Origin of the sequence: Nocardioides sp. 1609 (assembly GCF_004522105.1) — a bacterium.
In the GTDB taxonomy this organism is placed as follows: domain Bacteria; phylum Actinomycetota; class Actinomycetes; order Propionibacteriales; family Nocardioidaceae; genus Nocardioides.
Genome location: NZ_SPUJ01000003.1, coordinates 506,558 through 526,114 on the forward strand (window position 1 = coordinate 506,558; position 19,557 = coordinate 526,114).

At 73.5% G+C, this 19,557-nt stretch carries 20 protein-coding genes; 10 read left to right on the forward strand and 10 right to left on the reverse strand.

Translation table 11 applies throughout. From position 1 onward, the window contains the following. Positions 1 to 50: 50 nt before the first annotated feature. Positions 51 to 845, forward strand: coding sequence for an SDR family oxidoreductase (locus tag E4623_RS08650; protein WP_134766098.1), 795 nt, complete (start codon positions 51 to 53; stop codon positions 843 to 845). Positions 846 to 870: 25 nt separating this feature from the next. Here the strand turns inward: E4623_RS08650 and E4623_RS08655 are convergent, their stop codons facing one another. Continuing rightward, the gene (locus tag E4623_RS08655) at positions 871 to 1,389 is read right to left on the reverse strand and encodes a histidine phosphatase family protein (RefSeq protein ID WP_134766099.1); all 519 of its coding nucleotides are present in this window, start codon (positions 1,387 to 1,389) and stop codon (positions 871 to 873) included. Between the two features lie 44 nt (positions 1,390 to 1,433). Here E4623_RS08655 and E4623_RS08660 point away from each other — a divergent pair, with 44 nt between their 5' ends. Genes E4623_RS08660 through E4623_RS08675 form a run of 4 tightly spaced genes read left to right on the forward strand, consistent with a single transcriptional unit; the run spans position 1,434 to position 6,387 of the window. Continuing rightward, positions 1,434 to 2,513 carry a cyanophycinase gene (locus E4623_RS08660; RefSeq protein ID WP_134766100.1) on the forward strand — a complete coding sequence of 360 codons (1,080 nt, stop codon included), beginning with the start codon at positions 1,434 to 1,436 and terminating at the stop codon, positions 2,511 to 2,513. Next, positions 2,510 to 5,281, forward strand: coding sequence for a cyanophycin synthetase (gene cphA, locus E4623_RS08665; RefSeq protein ID WP_134766101.1), 2,772 nt, complete (start codon positions 2,510 to 2,512; stop codon positions 5,279 to 5,281). The genes E4623_RS08660 and cphA overlap by 4 nt, the downstream gene beginning before the upstream one ends. A 10-nt stretch (positions 5,282 to 5,291) precedes the next feature. Next, positions 5,292 to 5,657 (forward strand): cupin domain-containing protein, encoded by a 366-nt coding sequence (locus tag E4623_RS08670; RefSeq protein WP_167736538.1) that lies wholly within the window; start codon positions 5,292 to 5,294, stop codon positions 5,655 to 5,657. 22 nt (positions 5,658 to 5,679) lie between these two features. Next, positions 5,680 to 6,387 (forward strand): TIGR02206 family membrane protein, encoded by a 708-nt coding sequence (locus E4623_RS08675; RefSeq protein WP_209020576.1) that lies wholly within the window; start codon positions 5,680 to 5,682, stop codon positions 6,385 to 6,387. A 76-nt stretch (positions 6,388 to 6,463) separates the two neighbouring features. Here E4623_RS08675 and E4623_RS08680 read toward each other — a convergent pair whose 3' ends face one another. The 4 genes from E4623_RS08680 to E4623_RS08695 form a co-directional block, all read right to left on the reverse strand. Next, positions 6,464 to 8,197, reverse strand: a complete 1,734-nt coding sequence (locus E4623_RS08680) for a Mur ligase family protein (protein WP_134766103.1) — start codon at positions 8,195 to 8,197, stop codon at positions 6,464 to 6,466. A 133-nt stretch (positions 8,198 to 8,330) separates the two neighbouring features. After that, positions 8,331 to 9,110, reverse strand: a complete 780-nt coding sequence (fabI, locus tag E4623_RS08685) for an enoyl-ACP reductase FabI (RefSeq protein WP_134766104.1) — start codon at positions 9,108 to 9,110, stop codon at positions 8,331 to 8,333. Position 9,111: 1 nt separating this feature from the next. Then, positions 9,112 to 9,849, reverse strand: coding sequence for a beta-ketoacyl-ACP reductase (locus tag E4623_RS08690; RefSeq protein WP_134766105.1), 738 nt, complete (start codon positions 9,847 to 9,849; stop codon positions 9,112 to 9,114). Between the two features lie 75 nt (positions 9,850 to 9,924). Further along, positions 9,925 to 10,140: a dodecin gene (locus tag E4623_RS08695; RefSeq protein WP_134766106.1), complete on the reverse strand. Its 216-nt coding sequence runs from the start codon at positions 10,138 to 10,140 to the stop codon at positions 9,925 to 9,927. A 75-nt stretch (positions 10,141 to 10,215) separates the two neighbouring features. Between E4623_RS08695 and E4623_RS08700 the strand changes: the two genes are divergently transcribed. Continuing rightward, positions 10,216 to 10,542 carry a DUF3099 domain-containing protein gene (locus tag E4623_RS08700; protein ID WP_134766107.1) on the forward strand — a complete coding sequence of 109 codons (327 nt, stop codon included), beginning with the start codon at positions 10,216 to 10,218 and terminating at the stop codon, positions 10,540 to 10,542. A gap of 1 nt (position 10,543) precedes the next feature. Continuing rightward, positions 10,544 to 10,753 (forward strand): acetone carboxylase, encoded by a 210-nt coding sequence (locus tag E4623_RS08705; RefSeq protein WP_134766108.1) that lies wholly within the window; start codon positions 10,544 to 10,546, stop codon positions 10,751 to 10,753. A 4-nt stretch (positions 10,754 to 10,757) separates the two neighbouring features. On the opposite strand, the gene moaA is transcribed toward E4623_RS08705, so the two are convergent. Then, positions 10,758 to 11,774, reverse strand: coding sequence for a GTP 3',8-cyclase MoaA (gene moaA / locus E4623_RS08710; RefSeq protein ID WP_134766109.1), 1,017 nt, complete (start codon positions 11,772 to 11,774; stop codon positions 10,758 to 10,760). 36 nt (positions 11,775 to 11,810) lie between these two features. Between moaA and E4623_RS08715 the strand changes: the two genes are divergently transcribed. Continuing rightward, positions 11,811 to 12,737 carry an SURF1 family protein gene (locus tag E4623_RS08715; protein ID WP_134766110.1) on the forward strand — a complete coding sequence of 309 codons (927 nt, stop codon included), beginning with the start codon at positions 11,811 to 11,813 and terminating at the stop codon, positions 12,735 to 12,737. Here the strand turns inward: E4623_RS08715 and E4623_RS08720 are convergent. From E4623_RS08720 to E4623_RS08735, 4 genes are read right to left on the reverse strand one after another with little or no spacing between them, the layout of a single operon-like run. After that, a complete protein-coding gene (locus E4623_RS08720; protein WP_134766111.1) occupies positions 12,623 to 13,381 on the reverse strand; it encodes an SDR family oxidoreductase in 759 nt (252 codons plus the stop codon). The genes E4623_RS08715 and E4623_RS08720 overlap by 115 nt on opposite strands. Before the next feature lie 18 nt (positions 13,382 to 13,399). Further along, positions 13,400 to 14,896: an MFS transporter gene (locus E4623_RS08725; protein WP_134766112.1), complete on the reverse strand. Its 1,497-nt coding sequence runs from the start codon at positions 14,894 to 14,896 to the stop codon at positions 13,400 to 13,402. Continuing rightward, positions 14,889 to 16,823: an ABC transporter ATP-binding protein gene (locus E4623_RS08730; RefSeq protein ID WP_245154975.1), complete on the reverse strand. Its 1,935-nt coding sequence runs from the start codon at positions 16,821 to 16,823 to the stop codon at positions 14,889 to 14,891. The genes E4623_RS08725 and E4623_RS08730 overlap by 8 nt, the downstream gene beginning before the upstream one ends. Before the next feature lie 29 nt (positions 16,824 to 16,852). Then, positions 16,853 to 17,671 carry an enoyl-CoA hydratase/isomerase family protein gene (locus E4623_RS08735; RefSeq protein WP_134766113.1) on the reverse strand — a complete coding sequence of 273 codons (819 nt, stop codon included), beginning with the start codon at positions 17,669 to 17,671 and terminating at the stop codon, positions 16,853 to 16,855. A 117-nt stretch (positions 17,672 to 17,788) separates the two neighbouring features. Here E4623_RS08735 and E4623_RS08740 point away from each other — a divergent pair, with 117 nt between their 5' ends. Together E4623_RS08740 and E4623_RS08745 are read left to right on the forward strand one after the other, a co-directional pair. Further along, positions 17,789 to 18,472, forward strand: coding sequence for an SDR family oxidoreductase (locus E4623_RS08740; RefSeq protein WP_134766114.1), 684 nt, complete (start codon positions 17,789 to 17,791; stop codon positions 18,470 to 18,472). Then, positions 18,469 to 19,527 carry an S-adenosylmethionine:tRNA ribosyltransferase-isomerase gene (locus tag E4623_RS08745; RefSeq protein WP_134766115.1) on the forward strand — a complete coding sequence of 353 codons (1,059 nt, stop codon included), beginning with the start codon at positions 18,469 to 18,471 and terminating at the stop codon, positions 19,525 to 19,527. The genes E4623_RS08740 and E4623_RS08745 overlap by 4 nt, the downstream gene beginning before the upstream one ends. Positions 19,528 to 19,557 lie beyond the last annotated feature (30 nt).

Sequence of the window (19,557 nt, forward strand, 5' to 3'; positions counted from 1 at the left end):
GTCGATCCTAGGGAGGCGCGGTCCGGCCGCGCGCTTGGCATGCTGGTGGCATGGAGATCTCACTCGCAGGCAGGACCGCCGTGGTCACCGGTTCCACCCAGGGCATCGGGCTGGCCATCGTCACCGGGCTGGCCCGGGCCGGGGCCCGCGTGGTCGTCAACGGCCGCAGCGACGAGACGTGCGCCCGGGCGGCCGACGAGGTGCGCACGGTCGTCCCCGGCGCGGACGTCGTCCCGGTGGCGGCCGACGTCGCCACGGCGGCCGGCGCGGCGGCCCTCGTCGCCGCCGTCCCGCACGCCGACGTCCTGGTCAACAACCTCGGCATCTTCGGGGCCCGGCCGGTGCTCGAGGTCGACGACGACGAGTGGCGGCGCTACTTCGAGGTCAACGTGCTCTCGGGGGTCCGCCTCACCCGCGCCTACCTGCCCGGGATGACGGAGCGGGGTTGGGGACGGGTGCAGTTCATCTGCAGCGACTCGGCGGTGGTCATCCCCGAGGAGATGGTCCACTACGGGATGACGAAGACCGCGCTGCTCGCGGTCTCGCGCGGCTACGCGAAGGCGGCCGCCGGCACCGGGGTCACCGTGAACGCCGTGATCGCGGGTCCGACGCACACCGCCGGCGTCGAGGACTTCGTGGCCGAGCTGGTCGGCGCCGACCTGCCGTGGGAGGAGGCCCAGCGCGAGTTCATGCGACGCCACCGTCCGCAGTCGCTGATCCAGCGCCTCATCGAGCCGGCCGAGATCGCGAACCTCTGCACCTACCTGGCCTCCGACGCGGCCTCGGCGACCACGGGCGGCGCGCTGCGCGTCGACGGCGGCTACGTCGACGCGATCCTCCCCTGACCCGGCCGGGGGGTCGGACGAGCCGTCAGCCGCGTCCGACGTGGTAGGCGAGGAGCGTCGCCGTGGCGGGGTGCACGTCGGCCCACGGGCCGCGGCAGGTGAAGACGGCGGTCGCGCTGGTCGGGAACGACCCGGTGGCCATCGCGTTGCCGGCCTCGACGTCGCCCTCGCCGTCGTCGAGGAGCTGGGCGAGGGCGGCCATGGTCGGGTTGTGGCCCACCACGACGACCGAGGTCACGGCGTCGTCGAGCGCCCGCACCAGGTCGAGCGCGTTGTCGACGTCGGCGGCGTACAGACCGCGGTCGAGCTCGGGCTCGAGGTCCCAGCCCGCGCCGGCGGCGGTCTCGCGCCACGTCTGCGCCGTGCGCACGGCGGCCGACACGAGGGCGCGCTGCGGGAGCACCCCTGCCGCCGCCAGCCAGCGGCCGCCGGCCGCGGCATCGGCCCGGCCGCGCTCGCTGAGCTCGCGCTCGAAGTCGGTCGTCCCGAGCGACTCGGCCTTGGCGTGCCGCACGACCACCAGGGTGCGAGGGGTGTCGACCATGCCGGTCACTTTAGTGCGACCCGGGTCCCCCTAGGGTGACGCCCATGGCTAGCGGTCCACTCATGATCATCGGAGGGGCGGAGGACAAGCTCCGCAAGCGCACGATCCTCAAGGAGTTCGTCGCCGCGGCAGGCGGCAGCGAGGCGCGGATCGCGGTGGTGCCCACGGCGTCCTCGCTCGGTCCGGAGGTCGTCGAGGTCTACGACGCCCTCTTCCGTCGCGAGGGGGCCGCCGACGTCGTCGCGGTCCGTCCGGAGCACCGTGACGACGCGCACGACCCCGAGGTCGTCGCGCGGGTGGCCGGCGCCACCGGCATCTTCATGACCGGCGGCAACCAGCTGAAGCTGTCGGCGATCATCTGCGGGACGCCGCTCGGCGAGGCGATCGTCGCGGCGCGCGAGCGGGGCGCCGTCGTGGCCGGCACGTCGGCCGGCGCCAGCATCCAGTCCAGCCACATGGTCGCCTTCGGCGGCCCGGGCTCCACCCCGAAGCAGCGGATGACCCAGGTCGCGGCCGGTCTCGGCCTCGTGGAGTCGTCGGTGATCGACCAGCACTTCGACCAGCGCAACCGCTACGGTCGGCTTCTCATGATCGTTGCCCAGTCGCCGCAGCTGCTCGGGATCGGCGTGGACGAGGACACCTGCGCCGTCGTCGAGCGGGTCGGCGCGCACGGCGACGAGCACGAGGTGATGCGGGTGGTCGGACGCGGCGCCGTGACGATCATGGACCCCTCCCGGATCACCACCAACGCCTTCGAGGCCCGCCGCTCGGCGCCCATCCTGGCCAGCGGCGTCGTCCTGCACGTGCTGCCGGAGGGCTCGGCCTTCGACCTGACCACGCGCACCCTGCTGCCGCACGTCGCCGAGGTCGACCCCGGCGAGGCCGCGGAGATGGCCGAGGCCGGCCAGGACCTGCGCGAGATGGCGCGCGACATCGCCGCCGCCGACACCTCCCCCGGCACCTTGAAGCGGCGCCTCGCCCGCAGTCGCGGCGCGACGCCGCGCAGGCCCCCAGCCACCCATCCGGCAGCACAGCCTGCAGCACAGCCGGCAGCGCAGCCGGCAGCGCAGCCGGCAGCGCAGCCGGCAGCCCACCCGGAACCGACGGACGGAGCGACCCCGTGAGCGAGCGACCGACCCCCGACCTCTCGATCGTCGAGACCCGCGTCTACCGCGGCGCCAACATCTGGTCCTACGACAAGGCCATCCACCTCGTCGTCGACCTCGGCGCGCTCGAGGAGTTCCCGACCAACACCATCCCGGGGTTCACCGACAACATCCTGGCGATGCTGCCCGGCCTGAGGGAGCACTCCTGCTCCCGCGGCAAGCGCGGCGGCTTCGTGGAGCGGCTCAACGAGGGCACCTGGCTCGGCCACGTCGCCGAGCACACCGCGCTGGCCCTGCAGCAGGTCGTCGGGCACGACATGCGGCGCGGGAAGACCCGCGGCGTCAAGGGCCACAAGGGCCTCTACAACGTCATCTTCGGCTACGCCGACGAGCAGGTCGGGCTGGCGGCGGGACGGCTCGCCGTCCGGCTGGTCAACCACCTCGTCGAGGCCGACCCCGAGTTCGACTGGGACACCGAGCTCGAGGAGTTCATCCGCCGGGCCCAGCGCACGGCGTTCGGCCCCTCGACGCAGGCGATCCTCGACGAGGCCGTCTCGCGCGACATCCCCTGGATCCGGCTCAACCAGCACTCGCTCGTGCAGCTCGGGCAGGGCGTCCACGCCAAGCGCATCCGCGCCACGATGACCTCCAACACCTCCGCCATCGCCGTCGACATCGCCTCCGACAAGGACCTCACCACCTCGCTGCTCGGCGCGGCCGGGCTCCCGGTGCCCAAGCAGGAGGTGATGCGGACCGTCGACCAGGCGGTCCGCGCCGCCGAGCGGATCGGCTACCCGGTCGTGCTGAAGCCGCTCGACGGCAACCACGGCCGCGGCGTGATCCTCGACAACGAGAACGAGGACGACGTCCGCGCGGCCTTCGAGCTCGCCCAGGCCGAGTCGCGGCGCGGCGTGGTCCTGGTCGAGTCGCAGATCGTCGGCAAGGACTACCGCTGCCTGATCATCGACGGCCGGGTCGCCGCGATCGCCGAGCGGGTGCCGGCGTCGGTCACCGGTGACGGGATCTCCACGGTCGAGCAGCTCGTCGACACCGCGAACGCCGACCCGCGCCGCGGCGTCGGGCACGAGAAGGTGCTGACCCGGATCAAGGTCGACCAGGCCGCGATCGAGCTCGCCCGCGAGCAGGGCTTCGCCATGACCGACGTCCCGCCCGAGGGCACGCCGGTCAAGCTCGCCCTCACCGGCAACATGTCGACCGGTGGCATCTCGATCGACCGCACCTTCGAGGCCCACCCGGAGAACGTCGAGATCGCCGAGGAGGCCGCCCGGATGGTCGGCCTCGACATCGCCGGCATCGACTTCATCTGCCCCGACATCACCGAGCCCGTCCGCGAGACCGGCGGCGCGATCTGCGAGGTCAACGCCGCACCCGGGTTCCGGATGCACACGCACCCGACGATCGGCGAGCCGCAGTTCATCGCCAAGCCCGTCGTCGACATGCTCTTCCCGCCCGGCGCGACCTCGCGGATCCCGATCATCGCGGTCACCGGCACCAACGGGAAGACGACGACCTCCCGGATGATCAGCCACATCTTCAAGGGCATGGGCCGCAAGGTCGGCATGACGTCGACCGACGGCGTCGTCATCGACGAGCGGCTGCTGATCCGCGCCGACGCCTCGGGTCCCCGGTCGGCCCGCATGGTGCTCCAGAACCCGCGCGTCGACATGGCGGTCTTCGAGGTCGCCCGCGGCGGCATCCTGCGCGAGGGCCTCGGCTACGAGCGCAACGACGTCGCCGTCGTCGTCAACGTGCAGCCCGACCACCTCGGCCTGCGCGGCATCGACACCGTCGAGCAGCTCGCCGACGTCAAGGCCGTCCTGGTGGAGGCGGTCCCGCGCGACGGGCACGCCGTCCTCAACGCCGACGACCCGCTGGTGCGGGCGATGCGGCGTCGCTGCTCGGGCCAGGTCGTCTGGTTCTCCATGGAGGAGCCGGGCACCGAGGTCCGCGACATGATCGACGCCCACTGCCGCCGCGGGGGCAAGGCGCTGGTGCTGAACCAGACCGAGCGTGGCGAGATGATCGTGGTCAAGCACGGACCACGCGAGATGCAGATGGCCTTCACGCACCTGCTGCCCGCGACGTTCAACGGCCGGGCCCGGATGAACGTGCAGAACACCCTGGCCGCCGCCGCCGCGGCGTTCGCGGCCGGCGCGCCGCTGCACGACATCCGGCAGGGGCTGCGGACGTTCTCGACCAGCTACTACCTCTCCCCCGGGCGGCTCAACGAGGTCGACGTCAACGGCGTCAACGTCATCGTCGACTACTGCCACAACGCCCCCGGCATGCGGATGCTCGGCGACTTCGTCGACCGCACCGGCGACCTGCTGGAGTCCTCCCACGAGCTGGCGCGCCCGTCGCGGATCGGCGTCATCGCCACCGCCGGCGACCGGCGGGACCAGGACATGCGCGAGCTCGGCGAGATCGCCGCGCAGCACTTCGACGTCGTCATCATCCGCGAGGACGTCGGCCTGCGCGGCCGCGAGCGGGGCGACGTCGCCCGCTTCGTCGACGAGGGCGTGCGGTCGGCGATGGCCGCCGGAGCGCGGTGCAAGCAGGTCGAGACCGTGCTCGACGAGATCGAGGCGGTCCGGCACGGCCTGTCGCGCGCCAACCGGGGCGACCTGCTCGTCATCTGCGTCGACAAGCACGCCGCGGTGATGACCGAGCTCGAGACCTGGTCGTCGATGGCCCAGGCCGGGGCGGGCGCGTCGGAGGACGCACCCGCCGCTGACCCGGACTTCTCGCCGGCGCCCGCCGAGTGACCCGCACCTCGTGAGGATCCTCGACCTCTCCGCGGCCGCCCGCCGCCCGGTCGAGGCCAACGGCAGCGTCGGCTTCAGCATCGGCGCGATCGGCATCACCGCCGAGACGCACCTGGTCACCGTCACGCTGCGACCCGGCGGCGTCGTCGGGCGCCACCCGGCGGCGGGGCGCCAGCTGCTCGTCGTCCTCTCGGGCGACGCGTCGGTGTCCGGGAGCAACGGCGACCCGGTCGAGATCGGCCCCGGGGAGGCCGCGGTCTGGGAGCCGAACGAGCTGCACGAGACGCGGACGACGTCCGGGCTGGTCGCGCTGGTGATCGAGGGCGACCTCGACCTCGGCCGTCCGGGGCACCACGTCGACCCGGGCGACGTCTGACCTCGTCCGGCATCCTGGTCCCGTGGACAACTACGGCACCGCCCACCTGGTCGCCATGGCGCTCTTCATCGTGGGCCTGCCGGTCGCGGTCGCGCTCGGCCGTCGGGAGCGGCGCACCGGCAGCCACGCCGTCAGCCGGGCCGCGGCCGTCGCGATCCCCCTGGTGCACGTGCCGACCCAGGTCGTCGACGTCGTGACCCGTTTCGAGATCGGGGTGTCCCTGCCCCTCCACCTCAGCGACCTGGCCTGGATCGCGGCCGCCGTGGCGCTGTGGACCCACGACCGCCGCGCCGTCGCCCTCACCTACTTCTGGGGCCTGGTCCTCACCACCCAGGCGATCCTCACGCCGTCCCTCGGCGAGGACTTCCCCGACCTGCGCTTCTTCGCCTACTGGTTCATCCACCTGATCATCCCGTGGGCGGCCGTCCTCCTCGTCTGGGGACGCCGGCTCCCGCCCACCTGGCGCGAGTACCGGTTCACGCTGGCGGTCACGGCCGTCTGGGCGGTGTCGGCGTACTGCTTCAACGTCGTCGCCGACACCAACTACGGCTACCTGCAGCGCAAGCCGTCCAACGGCTCGTTCCTCGACCTGCTCGGCCCCTGGCCGGTCTACGTGCTGGCCGAGGTCGCCATCGTCGCGGCGATCTGGGCCCTGATGACCTGGCCCTGGACGCGCCACCCCGCTGACCAGTCACCTATCGGTGACGGGTCGGCGTCGGATGCGCGCTGACCCGTCGCCGATAGGTGACGGGTCAGCCCCGTTCACGCCTTCGCAAGCTCGTGGAGGGTCGCTTGCTCGACCCTCCTCAGGGCGCGGCTGGAGCTCGTTCCTCGGTCTCGGCGGCCCTTCGGACCTTCGTCGCGAGGGTGTCGTTGGTGTCGGGGGTGCCGCCGTGCTCGGCGATCCAGTCGTAGCACTCCTCGCGCTCGGCGTGGCACATCAGCCCGACGACGTCGCCGGGCAGGGCCTGGCCGACGAGGGCGGCGAGCACCGCGACCTCGGTGGGGTACGCCGGGACGCCGGTCACGCCGACCCGCTCGGCGCCGGCGCGCATCAGCGTCTCGAGCTCCTCGATCGTGCGACCGCGCAGGTACTTCTCCTTGTGGCCGATCGCCACCACGTCGCTGTCGCGCGCCGCGATCTCGCCGAGCTTCTCGATCAGCTCGTCGGTCCGGTCGCCGACGACCCCGAGACCGAGCAGGAGCCGACCGCCGGGCGCCCGGACGCCGTTCATGATCTCCATCAGCGCCTCGAGGCCGGCCTCGTTGTGGGCCAGGTCCATCACGACCGAGGTGCCGAGGGTGTCGGGCCCGCCGGGCAGGGTGAAGAAGTTCATCCGGCCCGGGTTGTGCTCGGCGTCCGGCCGGAAGGTGCGCAGCCCCTCGACCACCGTGTCGCGCGGGATCTTGATCGCCAGGGCGGCCGACGCGGCGGCGAGGGTGTTCTCGACGTTGAACCGCGACAGCCCGGCCAGCGTCATCGGCACCTCGACCAGCTCGACGAGCGGGTCGGGGTCGGCGTTCGGCCGCAGGACGCAGACCCAGCCGTCGATGACGGTGGTGGCGCGCCCGCCGTCGGAGAGCGTGTCGCGGACGCCGGGCGAGTCGACGTCGCGCGAGAAGACCCAGGGCCGGGCCCGGATGACGGTGCGCATCGCGTAGACGCGCGGGTCGTCGGCGTTCAGGACCGCCCAGCCGGAGCGGCGGGTGATCCGCGGCACGACCGCCTTGACCTCGGCGAGCTGGTCGACGGTGTCGATGCCCTGGAGGCCGAGGTGGTCGGCGGTGACGTTGGTGACGACCGAGACGTCGTTGCGCGCCAGCCCGATCCCCTTGAGCAGGATGCCGCCGCGCGCGGTCTCGGTGACGGCCAGCTGCACCTGGGGGTGCGCCAGCACCCGGCCGGCACCGCTGGGTCCCGAGTAGTCGCCGGCCTCGACCATCTCACCGTCGACGTAGATGCCGTCGGTGTTGGACCACCCGACCAGGAGCCCGTGGGTGCGTGCGATGTGGGCCACCATCCGCGACGTCGTGGTCTTGCCGTTGGTGCCTGTCACCGCGACGACCGGGATCGTCGGCGTGATCGTCGTCGGCGCCGGACCCGCCTCGGCCGCGCGCACGCGCTCGGCGGCGGCCGACACCGCGGTCTCCAGGTCGGCACTGAGGATGGCGTCCAGGACCGACCCGACCGCGCGCCCCATCTCCTCGGCCTTGGTGCGGTGCCGCCACGGGAACGCGACGACCACCTCGTGCGGGTTGCTCGTCGACCGCACCCGCACCCCGAGCCGCAACGTCCCGGACTCCTGCGCGACCGCGCGCACCAGCCGGGCCACCGCCCGCAGCGCGAACCGCTGCCGGAACCCGGTCTCAGGGGACCCCGGCCGGGCGTTCCTCAGCCCGATCCGGGCCGCGAAGCGCGTCGCGGTCTCCTCCGAGGCGATGCTCAGGCCCCCGATGTCGAGGGTGAGCTTGATGGCGGCGCGGGGGAAGTAGAGGTTGGGTCCCTCGAGGACCCGCAGCTCGAGCAGCGAGGACGTCACCCGCCGACGCTATCGAACCCGGGACCTCCCCGCCCGCGCCGGCCACCGACCCCGCCACCCACCGGCCACCACTGCCGAGCCGGGCGGCGAGCCCGGCCCCACGAGGAGACGGAGGGACACCGCAGGACGGAGGTCAGGCGCCGGTGGCGTGGAACCCGCCGTCGACGTGGACGATCTCGCCGGTCGTGGCCGGGAAGAGGTCGGAGAGCAGCGCGCAGACCGCCTTGGCGGTGGGCGCGTGGTCGGTGTTGTCCCAGCCGAGGGGGGCGCGGGTGGACCACAGCGCCTCGAGGTCCTCGAAACCGGGGATCGCCTTGGCGGCCAGCGTCTTGAGGGGACCGGCCGAGACCAGGTTGACCCGGATGCCCTCGGCGCCGAGCTCACGCGCGAGGTAGCGCGACGTCGACTCGAGGGCCGCCTTGGCGACGCCCATCCAGTCGTACGCCGGCCAGGAGACCGTCGCGTCGAAGGTGAGCCCGACGACCGAGCCACCCTCCGGCATCAACGGCTTGGCGGCCATGGTGAGCGACTTCAGCGAGTACGCCGAGACCTGGAGGGCCTGGGCGACGTCGGACCACGGTCCGCCGAGGAACTTGCCGCCGAGCAGCGTCTCGGGGTTGCCGTAGGCGATCGAGTGGACGACGCCGTCGAGGTGGGCGTCGGCGCCCGCGTGCTCGCGCACCTGGTCGGCGAGGCCGGCGAGGTGGTCGTCGTCGGTGACGTCGAGCTCGAGGACCGCCGGGGTCTCCGGCAGCCGCTTCGCGATCCGGCGGGTGATGCCGAGCGCGCGCCCGAAGTTGGAGATGAGCACCGTGGCGCCCTGCTCCTGCGCGACCTTCGCGGTGGCGAAGCCGATGGAGGAGTCCATCGTCACGCCTGCGACCAGGATCGTCTTGCCGTCGAGAATGCCCATGTCAGTGCCCCATTCCTAGTCCGCCGTCGACGGGGATGACCGCCCCGGTCACGTACGCCGCGCCGTCACCGGCCAGCCAGGTGACCGCCGCGGCCACCTCGGCCGGGTCGGCGTACCGGCCGAGCGGCACCTGCGTCTTGATCGCTGCCTTCTGCTCGTCGGTGAGGACGTCGGTCATGTCGGTGTCGACGAAGCCCGGCGCCACGACGTTCGCGGTGATCGAGCGCGAGCCCAGCTCGCGCGCCAGCGACCGCGCCATGCCGACGAGGCCGGCCTTGGACGCCGCGTAGTTGACCTGCCCGGGCGAGCCGAGCAGCCCCACGACCGAGGAGATGAAGATGATCCGGCCGCGGCGCAGCCGCAGCATGCCCTTCGCGGCGCGCTTGGCGAGCCGGAAGGAGCCGGTCAGGTTGGTGTCGATGACGCTCGACCAGTCCTCCTCCGACATCCGCAGCACCAGGGTGTCGGCGGTGATGCCGGCGTTGGCGACCAGCACCTCGACCGGGCCGAGCTCGGCCTCGATCGTCTTGAACGCCGCCTCGACGGCGGCCGGGTCGGTGACGTCGCACGTCACGTCGAGGGCACCCTCGGGCGCGCCGCCGCTCCGGGTGGTGACGGCGACCTTGTCGCCCTGGGCGACGAAGGCCTCGGCGATCGCGCGGCCGATGCCGCGGTTGCCGCCGGTGACCAGGACGACGCGGGGTGGGCGCTCGGCAGGCTCTGCCTCGGGAGTACTCATCCGTAGGACGCTATCGATTACCCGTAGGTAGACGAAAGTGTCGACCGCCGGGGACGGCGGGCGGAGGGGCGACGACTACTCGTCGTCCTCGAGGCGGAAGCCGAGCTTCAGGCCGACCTGGTAGTGCTCGACGGTGCCGTCCTTGATCTGGCCCCGGACCTGGGTGACCTCGAACCAGTCGAGGTGGCGCAGGGTCTGGCTGGCGCGCTCGATGCCGTTGGAGATGGCCTCCTCGATGCCCTCGGGGGACGTGCCGACGATCTCGGTCAGGCGGTAGGTGCGGTTCGTCATGGGGCGACTCTAGTGCTCCGATCCCGTCACCCCAGGGGTGTCCGCGGGCGTGCGCACGCCACGTAGGCTCGAGTCATGGCTCGCACCCGGGCAGGCACCGACGACACCGTCCGCATCACCACCGCGGCCGGAAGCCGGGCCGCTGAGATCCGCGCTCGACAGAAGCGCTACCTGCTCTCAATGAGCCTTCGCACGCTCTGCTTCGTCGGAGCCGTGATCGCCTCGATGTCGGGCGTCGACTGGCTGTGGCCGATCCTGGTGGCCGGGGCGATCGTGCTGCCCTACATCGCGGTCGTGATGGCGAACGCCGCCGCCAACCTCTCCGACGGCTTCCGGCTCCGCGAGGGCGACTTCACCCGCCCCGAGCTCAGCGCCTCCACCCGGCGCGACCGGGAGCTCTGAGGTGGAACCCGACACGTGCTCGGCCAAGGGCTGCCGCGCGCAGGCCACCTGGCAGCTGCTGTGGAACAACCCGAAGCTGCACACCCCGGAGCGCCGCAAGACCTGGCTGGCCTGCGACGACCACCGTGGCTCGCTCGGGCAGTTCCTGGGCGCGCGCGGCTTCCTGAAGGAGACCGTGCCGCACACCGGCTCCTCGACGGTGGTCGACTGACCGACTAGCCGCCGATGGCCGACATCGGCCGCTGCGGCTGCAGGAACGACGGGTCGTCGATCCCGTGGCCGGCGAGCTTGCCGCGCATCGCGGTGACCCAGCGGCGGGCCAGCTCGTCGTCGGGGGCCCCGGCGCGCAGGGCGCCACGCAGGTCGGACTCCTCGCGCGCGAAGAGGCAGGTGCGGACCTGGCCGTCGGCAGTGAGCCGGACCCGGTCGCAGTCGCCGCAGAACGGTCGCGTGACGGACGCGATGACGCCGACGGTGGCCGGTCCGCCGTCGACGAGGAACCGCTCGGCGGGTGCGCTCCCCCGCGGCTCGCCGTCGGGCGTCAGCTCGAACGACCGCTCGAGGGTCGCCAGGATCTCCTCGGCCGTGACCATGCCGTCGCGCGACCAGCCGTGCTGCGCGTCCAGCGGCATCTGCTCGATGAACCGCAGCTCGTAGCCGCGCTCGAGGCACCAGGCCAGCAGCTCGCCGGCCTGGTCGTCGTTCACCCCGCGCATCAGGACGGCGTTCACCTTGACCGGGCCGAGCCCGGCGTCCGCGGCGCCCTGGAGGCCGGCGACGACGTCGTGCAGCCGGTCGCGGCGGGTGATCTGGTGGAACGTCTCGGAGCGGACCGTGTCGAGGCTGACGTTGACGCGGTCCAGCCCGGCGTCGGCGAGCGCCTGCGCAGTGCGGGCCAGGCCGAGCCCGTTGGTCGTCAACGACGTCTCGACGCCGAGCGCGTGGGTGCGGGCGACGATGTCGACCAGGCCGCGTCGCACCAGCGGCTCGCCGCCGGTGAACCGGACCTCCTGCACCCCGAGCCGCTCGACGGCGACCGTGACGAGCCGGACGACCTCGTCGTCGGTGAGCTGCTGGTCGGTCGCCATCCAGTCGAGACCCTCGGCCGGCATGCAGTAGGTGCAGCGCAGGTTGCACTTGTCGGTGAGCGAGACCCGGAGGTCGGTGGCGATCCGTCCGTAGCCGTCGGCCAGCGGAGTGACCGGGAGCACGGAGGGAGCGATGACCTGCATGCCGCCAGCCTACGCACGCCTCGGTAGATTTCGTGGGTGCACTCGTACCGCTTCCTCGCCAGCCGCCGCTGGCTGCTGTTCGGGCTGACCGTGGTGCTGCTCTCCACGTTCGCGTGGTGGCTCGGCGAGTGGCAGTTCGGACGCCTCGAGGACCGCAAGGAGCGCAACGCCGCCGTCCGCGCCAACGAGGACCAGGACCCGGCACCGGTCGAGGACGTCCTGGCCCCGCCGGGTGACGGACTCCCGCAGGACGAGGAGTGGCGCGTCGTCACCGCGACGGGGACCTACGACGTCGACGACACCGTCATCGTGCGCTACCGCACCCGCGACGGGCAGGCCGGTGTCGACGTCGTCGTCCCGCTGGTGACCCCGAGCGGCACCGCCGTCGTGGTCAACCGCGGCTGGTTGGCCACCGAGAACCGCGGCACCGCCTCCCCCGACGACGTCCCCGCGCCGCCGTCCGGCGAGGTCACGATCACCGGCTGGGCGCGGGTCGACGGCACCGGCGACAGCACCGCCGTCGAGGACCAGTCCACGCGGGCCATCAACAGCGAGGAGATCGGCGCGGCACTGTCGCGCGAGGTGTACGGCGGCTTCGTGAACCTCCGCTCGGAGGATCCGCCGGCCGCCACGACGCTGGAGCAGACCGAGCTGCCCGAGCTCGACAACGGACCGCACTTCTTCTACGGCCTGCAGTGGTGGTTCTTCGGCCTCCTCGCTCTGTTCGGGTTCGGCTACCTGGCCTACGACGAGCGCAAGCGCGGCCCGCGTGGCGAGCGGCCGCACCGCGAGCCCGGCCCGCGGCGGACCAACGTCCCTGCCGGATCCCAGCGCCGCGACGCCGCCGATCAGAGCGCGCGCAGCATGCCGCCGTCGACCGGCAGCATGACGCCGGACACGAACGACGCCGCAGGCGACAGCAGGAACGCCGCCGCGCGACCGAACTCCGCCGGCTCGCCGTAGCGGCCGAGCGGGATCGACCGCAGAGCCGCCGTGCGGGCTGCGTCGGGGTCGCCCGAGGCGGCGTCCAGCTCGGCGACCCGCTCGGTGCTGACGCGTCCGGGCAGCAGGCCGTTGACCCGGACGCCGCGCGGCCCGACCTCGTCGGCGAGGGTCTTGGCGACCATGGCCAGGCCCGGCCGGAGCCCGTTCGAGACCGCCATGTCGGCCAGCGGTGCGCGGACGCTGGAGGACAGCACGAAGGCCAGCGACCCGCCCTCGCCGAGCTGGCCGGCGAGCTCGCGACCGAGCCGGACGGCGCCGAGGAACACCGACTCGAAGGCGGTGCGCCACTGGTCGTCGGTGATGCCGGTGACCGGGCCCTTCGGCGGGCCGCCGACGGAGACCAGCGCGCCGTCGAGCCGCCCCCAGGTGTCGCGGGCGGCCGCCGCCAGGCGGGCGGGCGTGCCGGGGTCGGCGTTGTCGGCCACGACCGTGGCGACCACACCGGCGCCGAGGGCGTCGCGGGCGGCGTCCAACGTCTCGGCCGAGCGGCCCGACAGCACCACGCGCGCCCCCTCGGCGACCAGGACGTCGGCCGTGGCCCGCCCGAGCCCGCGGGCACCTCCGGTGACGACGTACACGCGGTCGGTCAGTCCGAGGTCCATGAGGCCGACCCTACGGACTCAGCCGGTGCACGGGCGACCGCCGCCGTCGGTGGCCGTCGCCAGCGGCGGGCCGCCGACGGCACAGTGCGGGAGGTGGTGCACCGCCTCGTCGGGCGGCGCGGCGTCGTCGGGCTCGAGCACGTCGTTGCGGACCGCGAGCGCGGCGACCCCACCGGCGACCACGAGGACGCCGGCCGAGATCCACAGCGCCCGCGCGAACCCGTCACCGACACCGTCGGAGACACCGGCGAGCACCGGGACGGCGGCCAGCGCGATCAGTCCGCCGGTGCGGGCGACGGCGTTGTTGACCCCGGAGGCCATGCCGACGTGCTCGTCGGGCGCTGCCCCGAGGGCCGCCGCGGTGAGCGGGGCGACCATGATCGCGAGCCCGAGACCGAACACGACCACGCCCGGGAGCACGTCGACCAGGTAGCCGGCGTCGGCGCCGATCCGCGACAGCAGGAGCAGACCGCCCGCCGCGACCAGCGGGCCGAGGCTCATCTGCAGGCGGGGGCCGATCCGCGCGGCGAGCGCGCCGGACCGAGGTGAGAGCAGCAGCATCAGCGCGGTGACCGGCAGCAGCGCCGACCCGGCGGCGACCGGCCCGAAGCCGGCGACCTCCTGGAGCTGGACGACGAGCAGGAAGAACACCACGCCGAAGCCGCCGTAGACGAGGAACGTGACGGCGTTGACCGCGCTGAACTGCGCGGTCCGGAACACCCCGAGCGGCAGGATCGGGTAGCGGGCGCGCCGCTCGCGGAGCACGAAGCCCACCGCCGCCAGCGCACCGACGACACCCGCCACGACGGCGGCCCCGCCGCCGGACTCGATGAGGGCGTACGTCGCCCCCGCCAGCGCGAGCGCGCCGACCAGGCCGCCGGCCCAGTCGATCGGCGTCCCGGCGGCGGCTGGGTCGCGGGTCTCCGGGACGTGCCGCGCCGCCAGCCACACCACGACCACCGCCAGCGGGAGGTTGACGAGGAAGACCCAGCGCCACGACACGGTGTCGACCAGCCACCCGCCGAGCAGCGGGCCGATCGCGGTGGCCACCCCGCCCAGGCCGGACCACGCGCCGATGGCCCGCGCGCGGTCGGCCGGCCGGAACGACACCTGCAGGATGGCCAGGCTCCCGGGCGTCAGCAGGGCGGCGCCGATGCCCTGGACCGCCCGCGCGGCGACCAGCGTGCCGACGTCCTTGGCGAGGCCGCAGGCCAGCGAGGCGAGGGCGAACCAGACGACGCCGACGACGAACACCCGGCGCCGGCCGAACCGGTCGCCGAGCGTGCCGCCCAGCAGGATGAACGACGCCAGGGTGAGCGCGTAGGCCGTCACCGTCCACTGCAGCGCGGCGAAGTCGGCCCCGAGGTCGTCACCCAGCGCGGGCAGCGCGACGTTGACGACGGTCGCGTCGATCCCGGCGAGCGCCGAGCCGAGGATGGTCGCCAGCAGCACCCACCGGCCCGGACCCGAGGAGAGGGTCAGTGCGGGCGCGGCGGGTGCGGCGGGGTCAGGCATCGGTCGGGACCAGGTCGGCGCCACCGTCGACGTCGTGCTGCTCGTCATGCCGCTCGTCGTGCTGGGCGAACTGGGTGCGGTAGAGCTCGGCGTAGAGCCCGCCGCGGGTGAGCAGGTCGGTGTGGGTGCCGAACTCGACGATCCGGCCGTCGTCGAGCACCAGGATCTGGTCGGCGTTGCGGACCGTGGAGAGCCGGTGCGCGATGACCAGCGACGTGCGGCCCTCGAGCGCCGCGTCGAGCGCGCGCTGGACGGCGGCCTCGGACTCGGAGTCGAGGTGCGCCGTCGCCTCGTCGAGGACGACGATCGCCGGCGACTTCAGCAGCAGCCGGGCGATCGCGAGCCGCTGCCGCTCGCCCCCGGAGAGCCGGTAGCCCCGGTCGCCGACGACGGTGTCGAGGCCGTCGGGCAGCGAGCGGACCAGCCGGCCGACCTGGGCGGCGTCCAGCGCGTCCCAGACCTCCTCGTCGGTTGCCGCCGGCCGCGCGTAGCGGAGGTTGGCGCCGATGGTGTCGTGGAACATGTGGGCGTCCTGGGTGACGTAGCCGACGACGTCCTCGAGCGACTGCAGGGTGACGTCGCGGACGTCGTGCCCGCCGACCCGCACCGCGCCGCCCTGCACGTCGTACAGGCGGGCCACGAGGTGGGTGACGGTGGTCTTGCCGGCCCCGGACGGGCCGACGAGCGCGATCATCTCGCCCGGCTCGGCCACGAACCCGACGTCGGTGAGGACCTGCGCCTGCTCCCGGGACTCCTTGCGCGCGACGTTCTCGAGCGAGCCGAGCGAGACGTCCTCGGCGCGGGGGTAGCTGAACGAGACGTGCTCGAACTCGAGCCGTCCGGCGGTCGGCGGCAGCACGACCGCGTCGTGCTTCTGCTTGATCAGCGAGGGCAGGTCGAGCACCTCGAAGACCCGCTCGAAGCTGACCAGCGCCGTCATCACGTCGACCCGGACGTTGGAGAGCCCCTGCAGCGGGCCCAGCAGCCGCAGCAGCAGCGTCGCCAGGGCGAGCAGGGTGCCGACGGTGAGGGTGCCCTCGATCGCGAGGTAGCCGCCGACGCCGTACACGAGCGCGGTGGCGAGGGCGGGGACGAGCATCATCGTGGCGCCGAAGATGCGGGTGATGAGCGAGATCCGGATGCCGAGGTCACGGACGACGGAGGCCTTCTCGCCGAACAGCGTGTCCTCCTCGGAGCGGCGGCCGAACAGCTTGAGGAGCATCGCGCCGCCGACGTTGAAGCGCTCGGTCATCGCGTTGCCCAGGTCGGCGTTGCCGTCCATCTGGCGCCGGGTCAGCCCGGCGAGGCGCGCGCCGACCCACCGCGAGACCCCGAAGAGGATCGGGAACATCAGCAGGCACAGGATCGTGACCTGCCAGCTCAGCGCCAGCATCGCGATGCCCACCACGACCACGGCGATCGAGTTCGACACCGTGCTCGACAGGACCGAGGTGAACGCGCGCTGGGCGCCCACGACGTCGTTGTTGAGCCGGGAGACGAGCGCCCCGGTCTGGGTCCGGGTGAAGAACGCCAACGACTGGCGCTGCACGTGGGCGAAGACCCGGGTGCGCAGGTCGAAGATCAGGCCCTCCCCGATGCGGGAGGAGAACCAGCCGGCGAAGACCGAGAGCACCGCGCTGAAGACGGCGAAGCCGGCCATCGTCAGGGCGACGCCGAGGACGACGCCGTGGTCACGCGCGATGATGCCGTCGTCGACGACCCGCTGCACGAGCAGCGGGGTGACGACGACGGTCGCGGCGTCGATGATCGTGAGGGTCAGGAAGACGGCGATGAGCCGCCGGTGCGGGCGCGCGAAGCCGAGGACGCGGCGGATCGTCTGCCGCGAGACGCGGTTGTCGACGACGCTGCGGTCGGTGCGGAGCGAGCGCCAGGCGGCGCCGCCGCCCATGGGACTGATGGAGGACATGGTCCACCTCCGTGCTTGGTTCGGGGGTCCTACTGCTGGCCCCCCAGGAGGGCGGCGAGCTCACGGAACCGGCGACCCTGGGCCTCGCGCTCGAGGCGACGTTGGGTGTCGAGGTCGCGGTCGGTGGCGCCGACGAGCAGCGCCTTGGTCTCTCGGACCGCTCCGGGGAGCGGTGCGGTGAGGGCGGTGACGAGCTCTGCGAGCCGGGCATCGAGCGCGTCACCCGGGACCGCATCGATCGCGATGCCGATCCGCACCGCCTCCTCGGCGCCCACGTTGCGGGCCGTGGCGCAGATCTCGAGCGCCTTCGAGTAGCCAACGGCGTCGACCAGCGGTTTTGTTCCCGTCAGGTCGGGGACCAGCCCGAGCGCCGCCTCCTTCATGCAGAACGTGGCGTCGTCGGCGGCGAGGACCAGGTCGCAGGACAGGGCGAGCTGGAACCCGGCGCCGATCGCGTGCCCCCGGACGGCCGCGATCGAGACGAACCGCGGGTCACGGAGCCAGGTGAAGCCCTCCTGGTACTCCCCCACCGTGCGCGAGAACGCCTCGTCGTCGAGGGTGAGCAGGTCGGCGACGCGCTCCTGCCCGTCACCGCCGCCGGGCACCAGCAGGCTGCGGTCGAGGCCCGCAGAGAACGACGATCCGGCACCCCGGACGACGACGACCCGGACGTCGTCGGGCAGCCGCGCGCCGATCTCGGCGAGCGTGCGCCACATCGTCGGGGTCTGCGCGTTGCGGACCTCGGGCCGGTCGAGGGTGATGGTGGCGACGGCGCCGTCGACCTCGTAGCGGAGGCGGGCCGCCGCCAGTCGGTCGGGACTGATCGGGGCGCCGGTGTCGATGCTCATGCCGTGAGTGTAGGAGCCGGCGCCGACAACCCTTGATCTCAACCTGACTTGAGGTTGAACACTGGTCGGGAACCCATCGACCACGCCCCAGCACCACTGACCGACCAGGAGGACGGCATGCCCGTCGCGCTCGTCACCGGAGGATCGGCCGGACTCGGCCACGCCCTCGTCCACACCCTCAGCGACCGGGGGTGGACGGTCGTCACCGACGGCCGCGACCCCGAGCGCCTCGCCGCCGCCGTCGGCGGGCTGGCGGCCGTCGTCCCGGTGAGCGGCGACGTCGCCGACCCGGCCCACCTGGGGGCGCTGGCGCGCGAGGTCGCCTGGCTCGGCCGGCTCGACCTGCTCGTGCACAACGCCAGCAGCCTCGGACCGCTGCCGCTGCGCCCGCTGCGCGAGACCAGCACCGACGAGCTGCTCGACACCTGGCGGGTCAACGCCGCGGCCCCGGTCGCGCTGACCCGCGCGGTGCTCCCCCAGCTGCGGACGGCGTCCGGTGTGGTCGTGTCGCTGTCGAGCGACGCCGCCGTCGAGCACCACGAGACCTGGGGCGCCTACGGCGCGGGGAAGGCCGCGCTGGACCACCTCACCCTGACCCTGGCGGCCGAGGAGGGTCTCACGGGCTACGCCGTCGACCCGGGCGACATGCGCACCGCCATGCACCAGGACGCGTTCCCGGGCGAGGACATCTCCGACCGGCCGCTGCCCGCGACGGTGGTGCCGCACCTGCTGGCGCTGCTGGCTGCCCGGCCCCCGAGCGGTCGCTACCGGGCGGCGTCGTTCGCCGGGGTGCCCGCATGAGGATCCTCGAGGAGCACCCGACGACCGTCTTCACCCCGCCGCCCGGTGCCTTCGCGCCGGCGCCCGCCGAGGCACGCGGCGTCGCCCGCGACGCCACCCGGCTGCTGGTCGCGACCAGCGACGGCATCGCCCACACCCGGTTCCACGACCTCGCCGACCACCTGGAGCCCGGCGACCTCGTCGTCGTCAACAACTCCGCGACGGTCCCCGGGCAGCTCGACGCGCGGTCGACGCGGCACGGTGCGGTCGTCGTCCACGTCGCCACCCCGCTGGACGACGGCACGTGGGTGGTCGAGGTCCGCTCGGCGCCGGACGCCGCGCGCGCCGTCCTCGACGCCGAGCCGGGCGACGTCGTCACGGCCGCAGGCCTGGCGCTCGCCCTGCTCGGACCGCATCCCCGCGACGGCTCCTCGCCGACCGGTCGCGGCAACCGGCTGTGGCGGGCGCGTCCGGCCGGCGACGTCGTCCGGACCCTCGCGCGCCACGGCCGCCCGATCGCCTACGGCTACCTCGACCGCGGCTACCCGCTCTCGGCGTACCAGACGATCTTCGCCAGCCGCCCCGGCAGCGCCGAGATGCCGTCGGCCGCGCGGCCCTTCACCACCGACCTGGTCACGCGTCTGGTGTCGAAGGGCGTCGGCGTCGTCCCGGTCACCCTGCACACCGGGGTGTCGTCGCAGGAGGCCGGCGAGGCCCCGCAGGCCGAGCGGTTCGAGGTCACCGACGCCACCGCCCGCGCCGTGAACGCCGCCCGCGCCGGCGGCGGCCGGGTCGTCGCCGTCGGCACCACCGTCACCCGCGCGCTCGAGTCGGCGGTCTCGGACGCCGGCAGCCTCGAGGGCCGCGCCGGCTGGACGACCCGGGTCGTGACCCCGGCGGCCCCGCCTCGCGTCGTCACCGGCCTGGTCAGCGGCTGGCACGACCCCGCCGCGTCCCACCTGCTGCTCGTCGAGGCGGTCGCCGGCGCCGCCCTCAGCCAGGCGGCCTACGACGCCGCGGTCGACGGCGGCTACCTGTGGCACGAGTTCGGCGACGCCGCCCTGTTCCTGCCCTGACCAGGCCCCCGGACAGCACGGCGCCGGAGG

Excerpts from the sequence above, each read along its gene's own strand:
- E4623_RS08650 (WP_134766098.1), top strand. The coding sequence starts at position 51 with ATGGAGATCTCACTCGCAGGCAGGACCGCCGTGGTCACCGGTTCCACC.
- E4623_RS08660 (WP_134766100.1), top strand. The coding sequence starts at position 1,434 with ATGGCTAGCGGTCCACTCATGATCATCGGAGGGGCGGAGGACAAGCTC.
- E4623_RS08725 (WP_134766112.1), bottom strand. The coding sequence starts at position 14,896 with ATGCCTGACCCCGCCGCACCCGCCGCGCCCGCACTGACCCTCTCCTCG.
- fabI (WP_134766104.1), bottom strand. The coding sequence starts at position 9,110 with ATGGGCATTCTCGACGGCAAGACGATCCTGGTCGCAGGCGTGACGATG.
- E4623_RS08745 (WP_134766115.1), top strand. The coding sequence starts at position 18,469 with ATGAGGATCCTCGAGGAGCACCCGACGACCGTCTTCACCCCGCCGCCC.
- E4623_RS08655 (WP_134766099.1), bottom strand. The coding sequence starts at position 1,389 with ATGGTCGACACCCCTCGCACCCTGGTGGTCGTGCGGCACGCCAAGGCC.
- E4623_RS08730 (WP_245154975.1), bottom strand. The coding sequence starts at position 16,823 with ATGTCCTCCATCAGTCCCATGGGCGGCGGCGCCGCCTGGCGCTCGCTC.
- moaA (WP_134766109.1), bottom strand. The coding sequence starts at position 11,774 with ATGCAGGTCATCGCTCCCTCCGTGCTCCCGGTCACTCCGCTGGCCGAC.
- E4623_RS08735 (WP_134766113.1), bottom strand. The coding sequence starts at position 17,671 with ATGAGCATCGACACCGGCGCCCCGATCAGTCCCGACCGACTGGCGGCG.
- E4623_RS08690 (WP_134766105.1), bottom strand. The coding sequence starts at position 9,849 with ATGAGTACTCCCGAGGCAGAGCCTGCCGAGCGCCCACCCCGCGTCGTC.
- E4623_RS08720 (WP_134766111.1), bottom strand. The coding sequence starts at position 13,381 with ATGGACCTCGGACTGACCGACCGCGTGTACGTCGTCACCGGAGGTGCC.
- E4623_RS08740 (WP_134766114.1), top strand. The coding sequence starts at position 17,789 with ATGCCCGTCGCGCTCGTCACCGGAGGATCGGCCGGACTCGGCCACGCC.
- E4623_RS08695 (WP_134766106.1), bottom strand. The coding sequence starts at position 10,140 with ATGACGAACCGCACCTACCGCCTGACCGAGATCGTCGGCACGTCCCCC.
- E4623_RS08700 (WP_134766107.1), top strand. The coding sequence starts at position 10,216 with ATGGCTCGCACCCGGGCAGGCACCGACGACACCGTCCGCATCACCACC.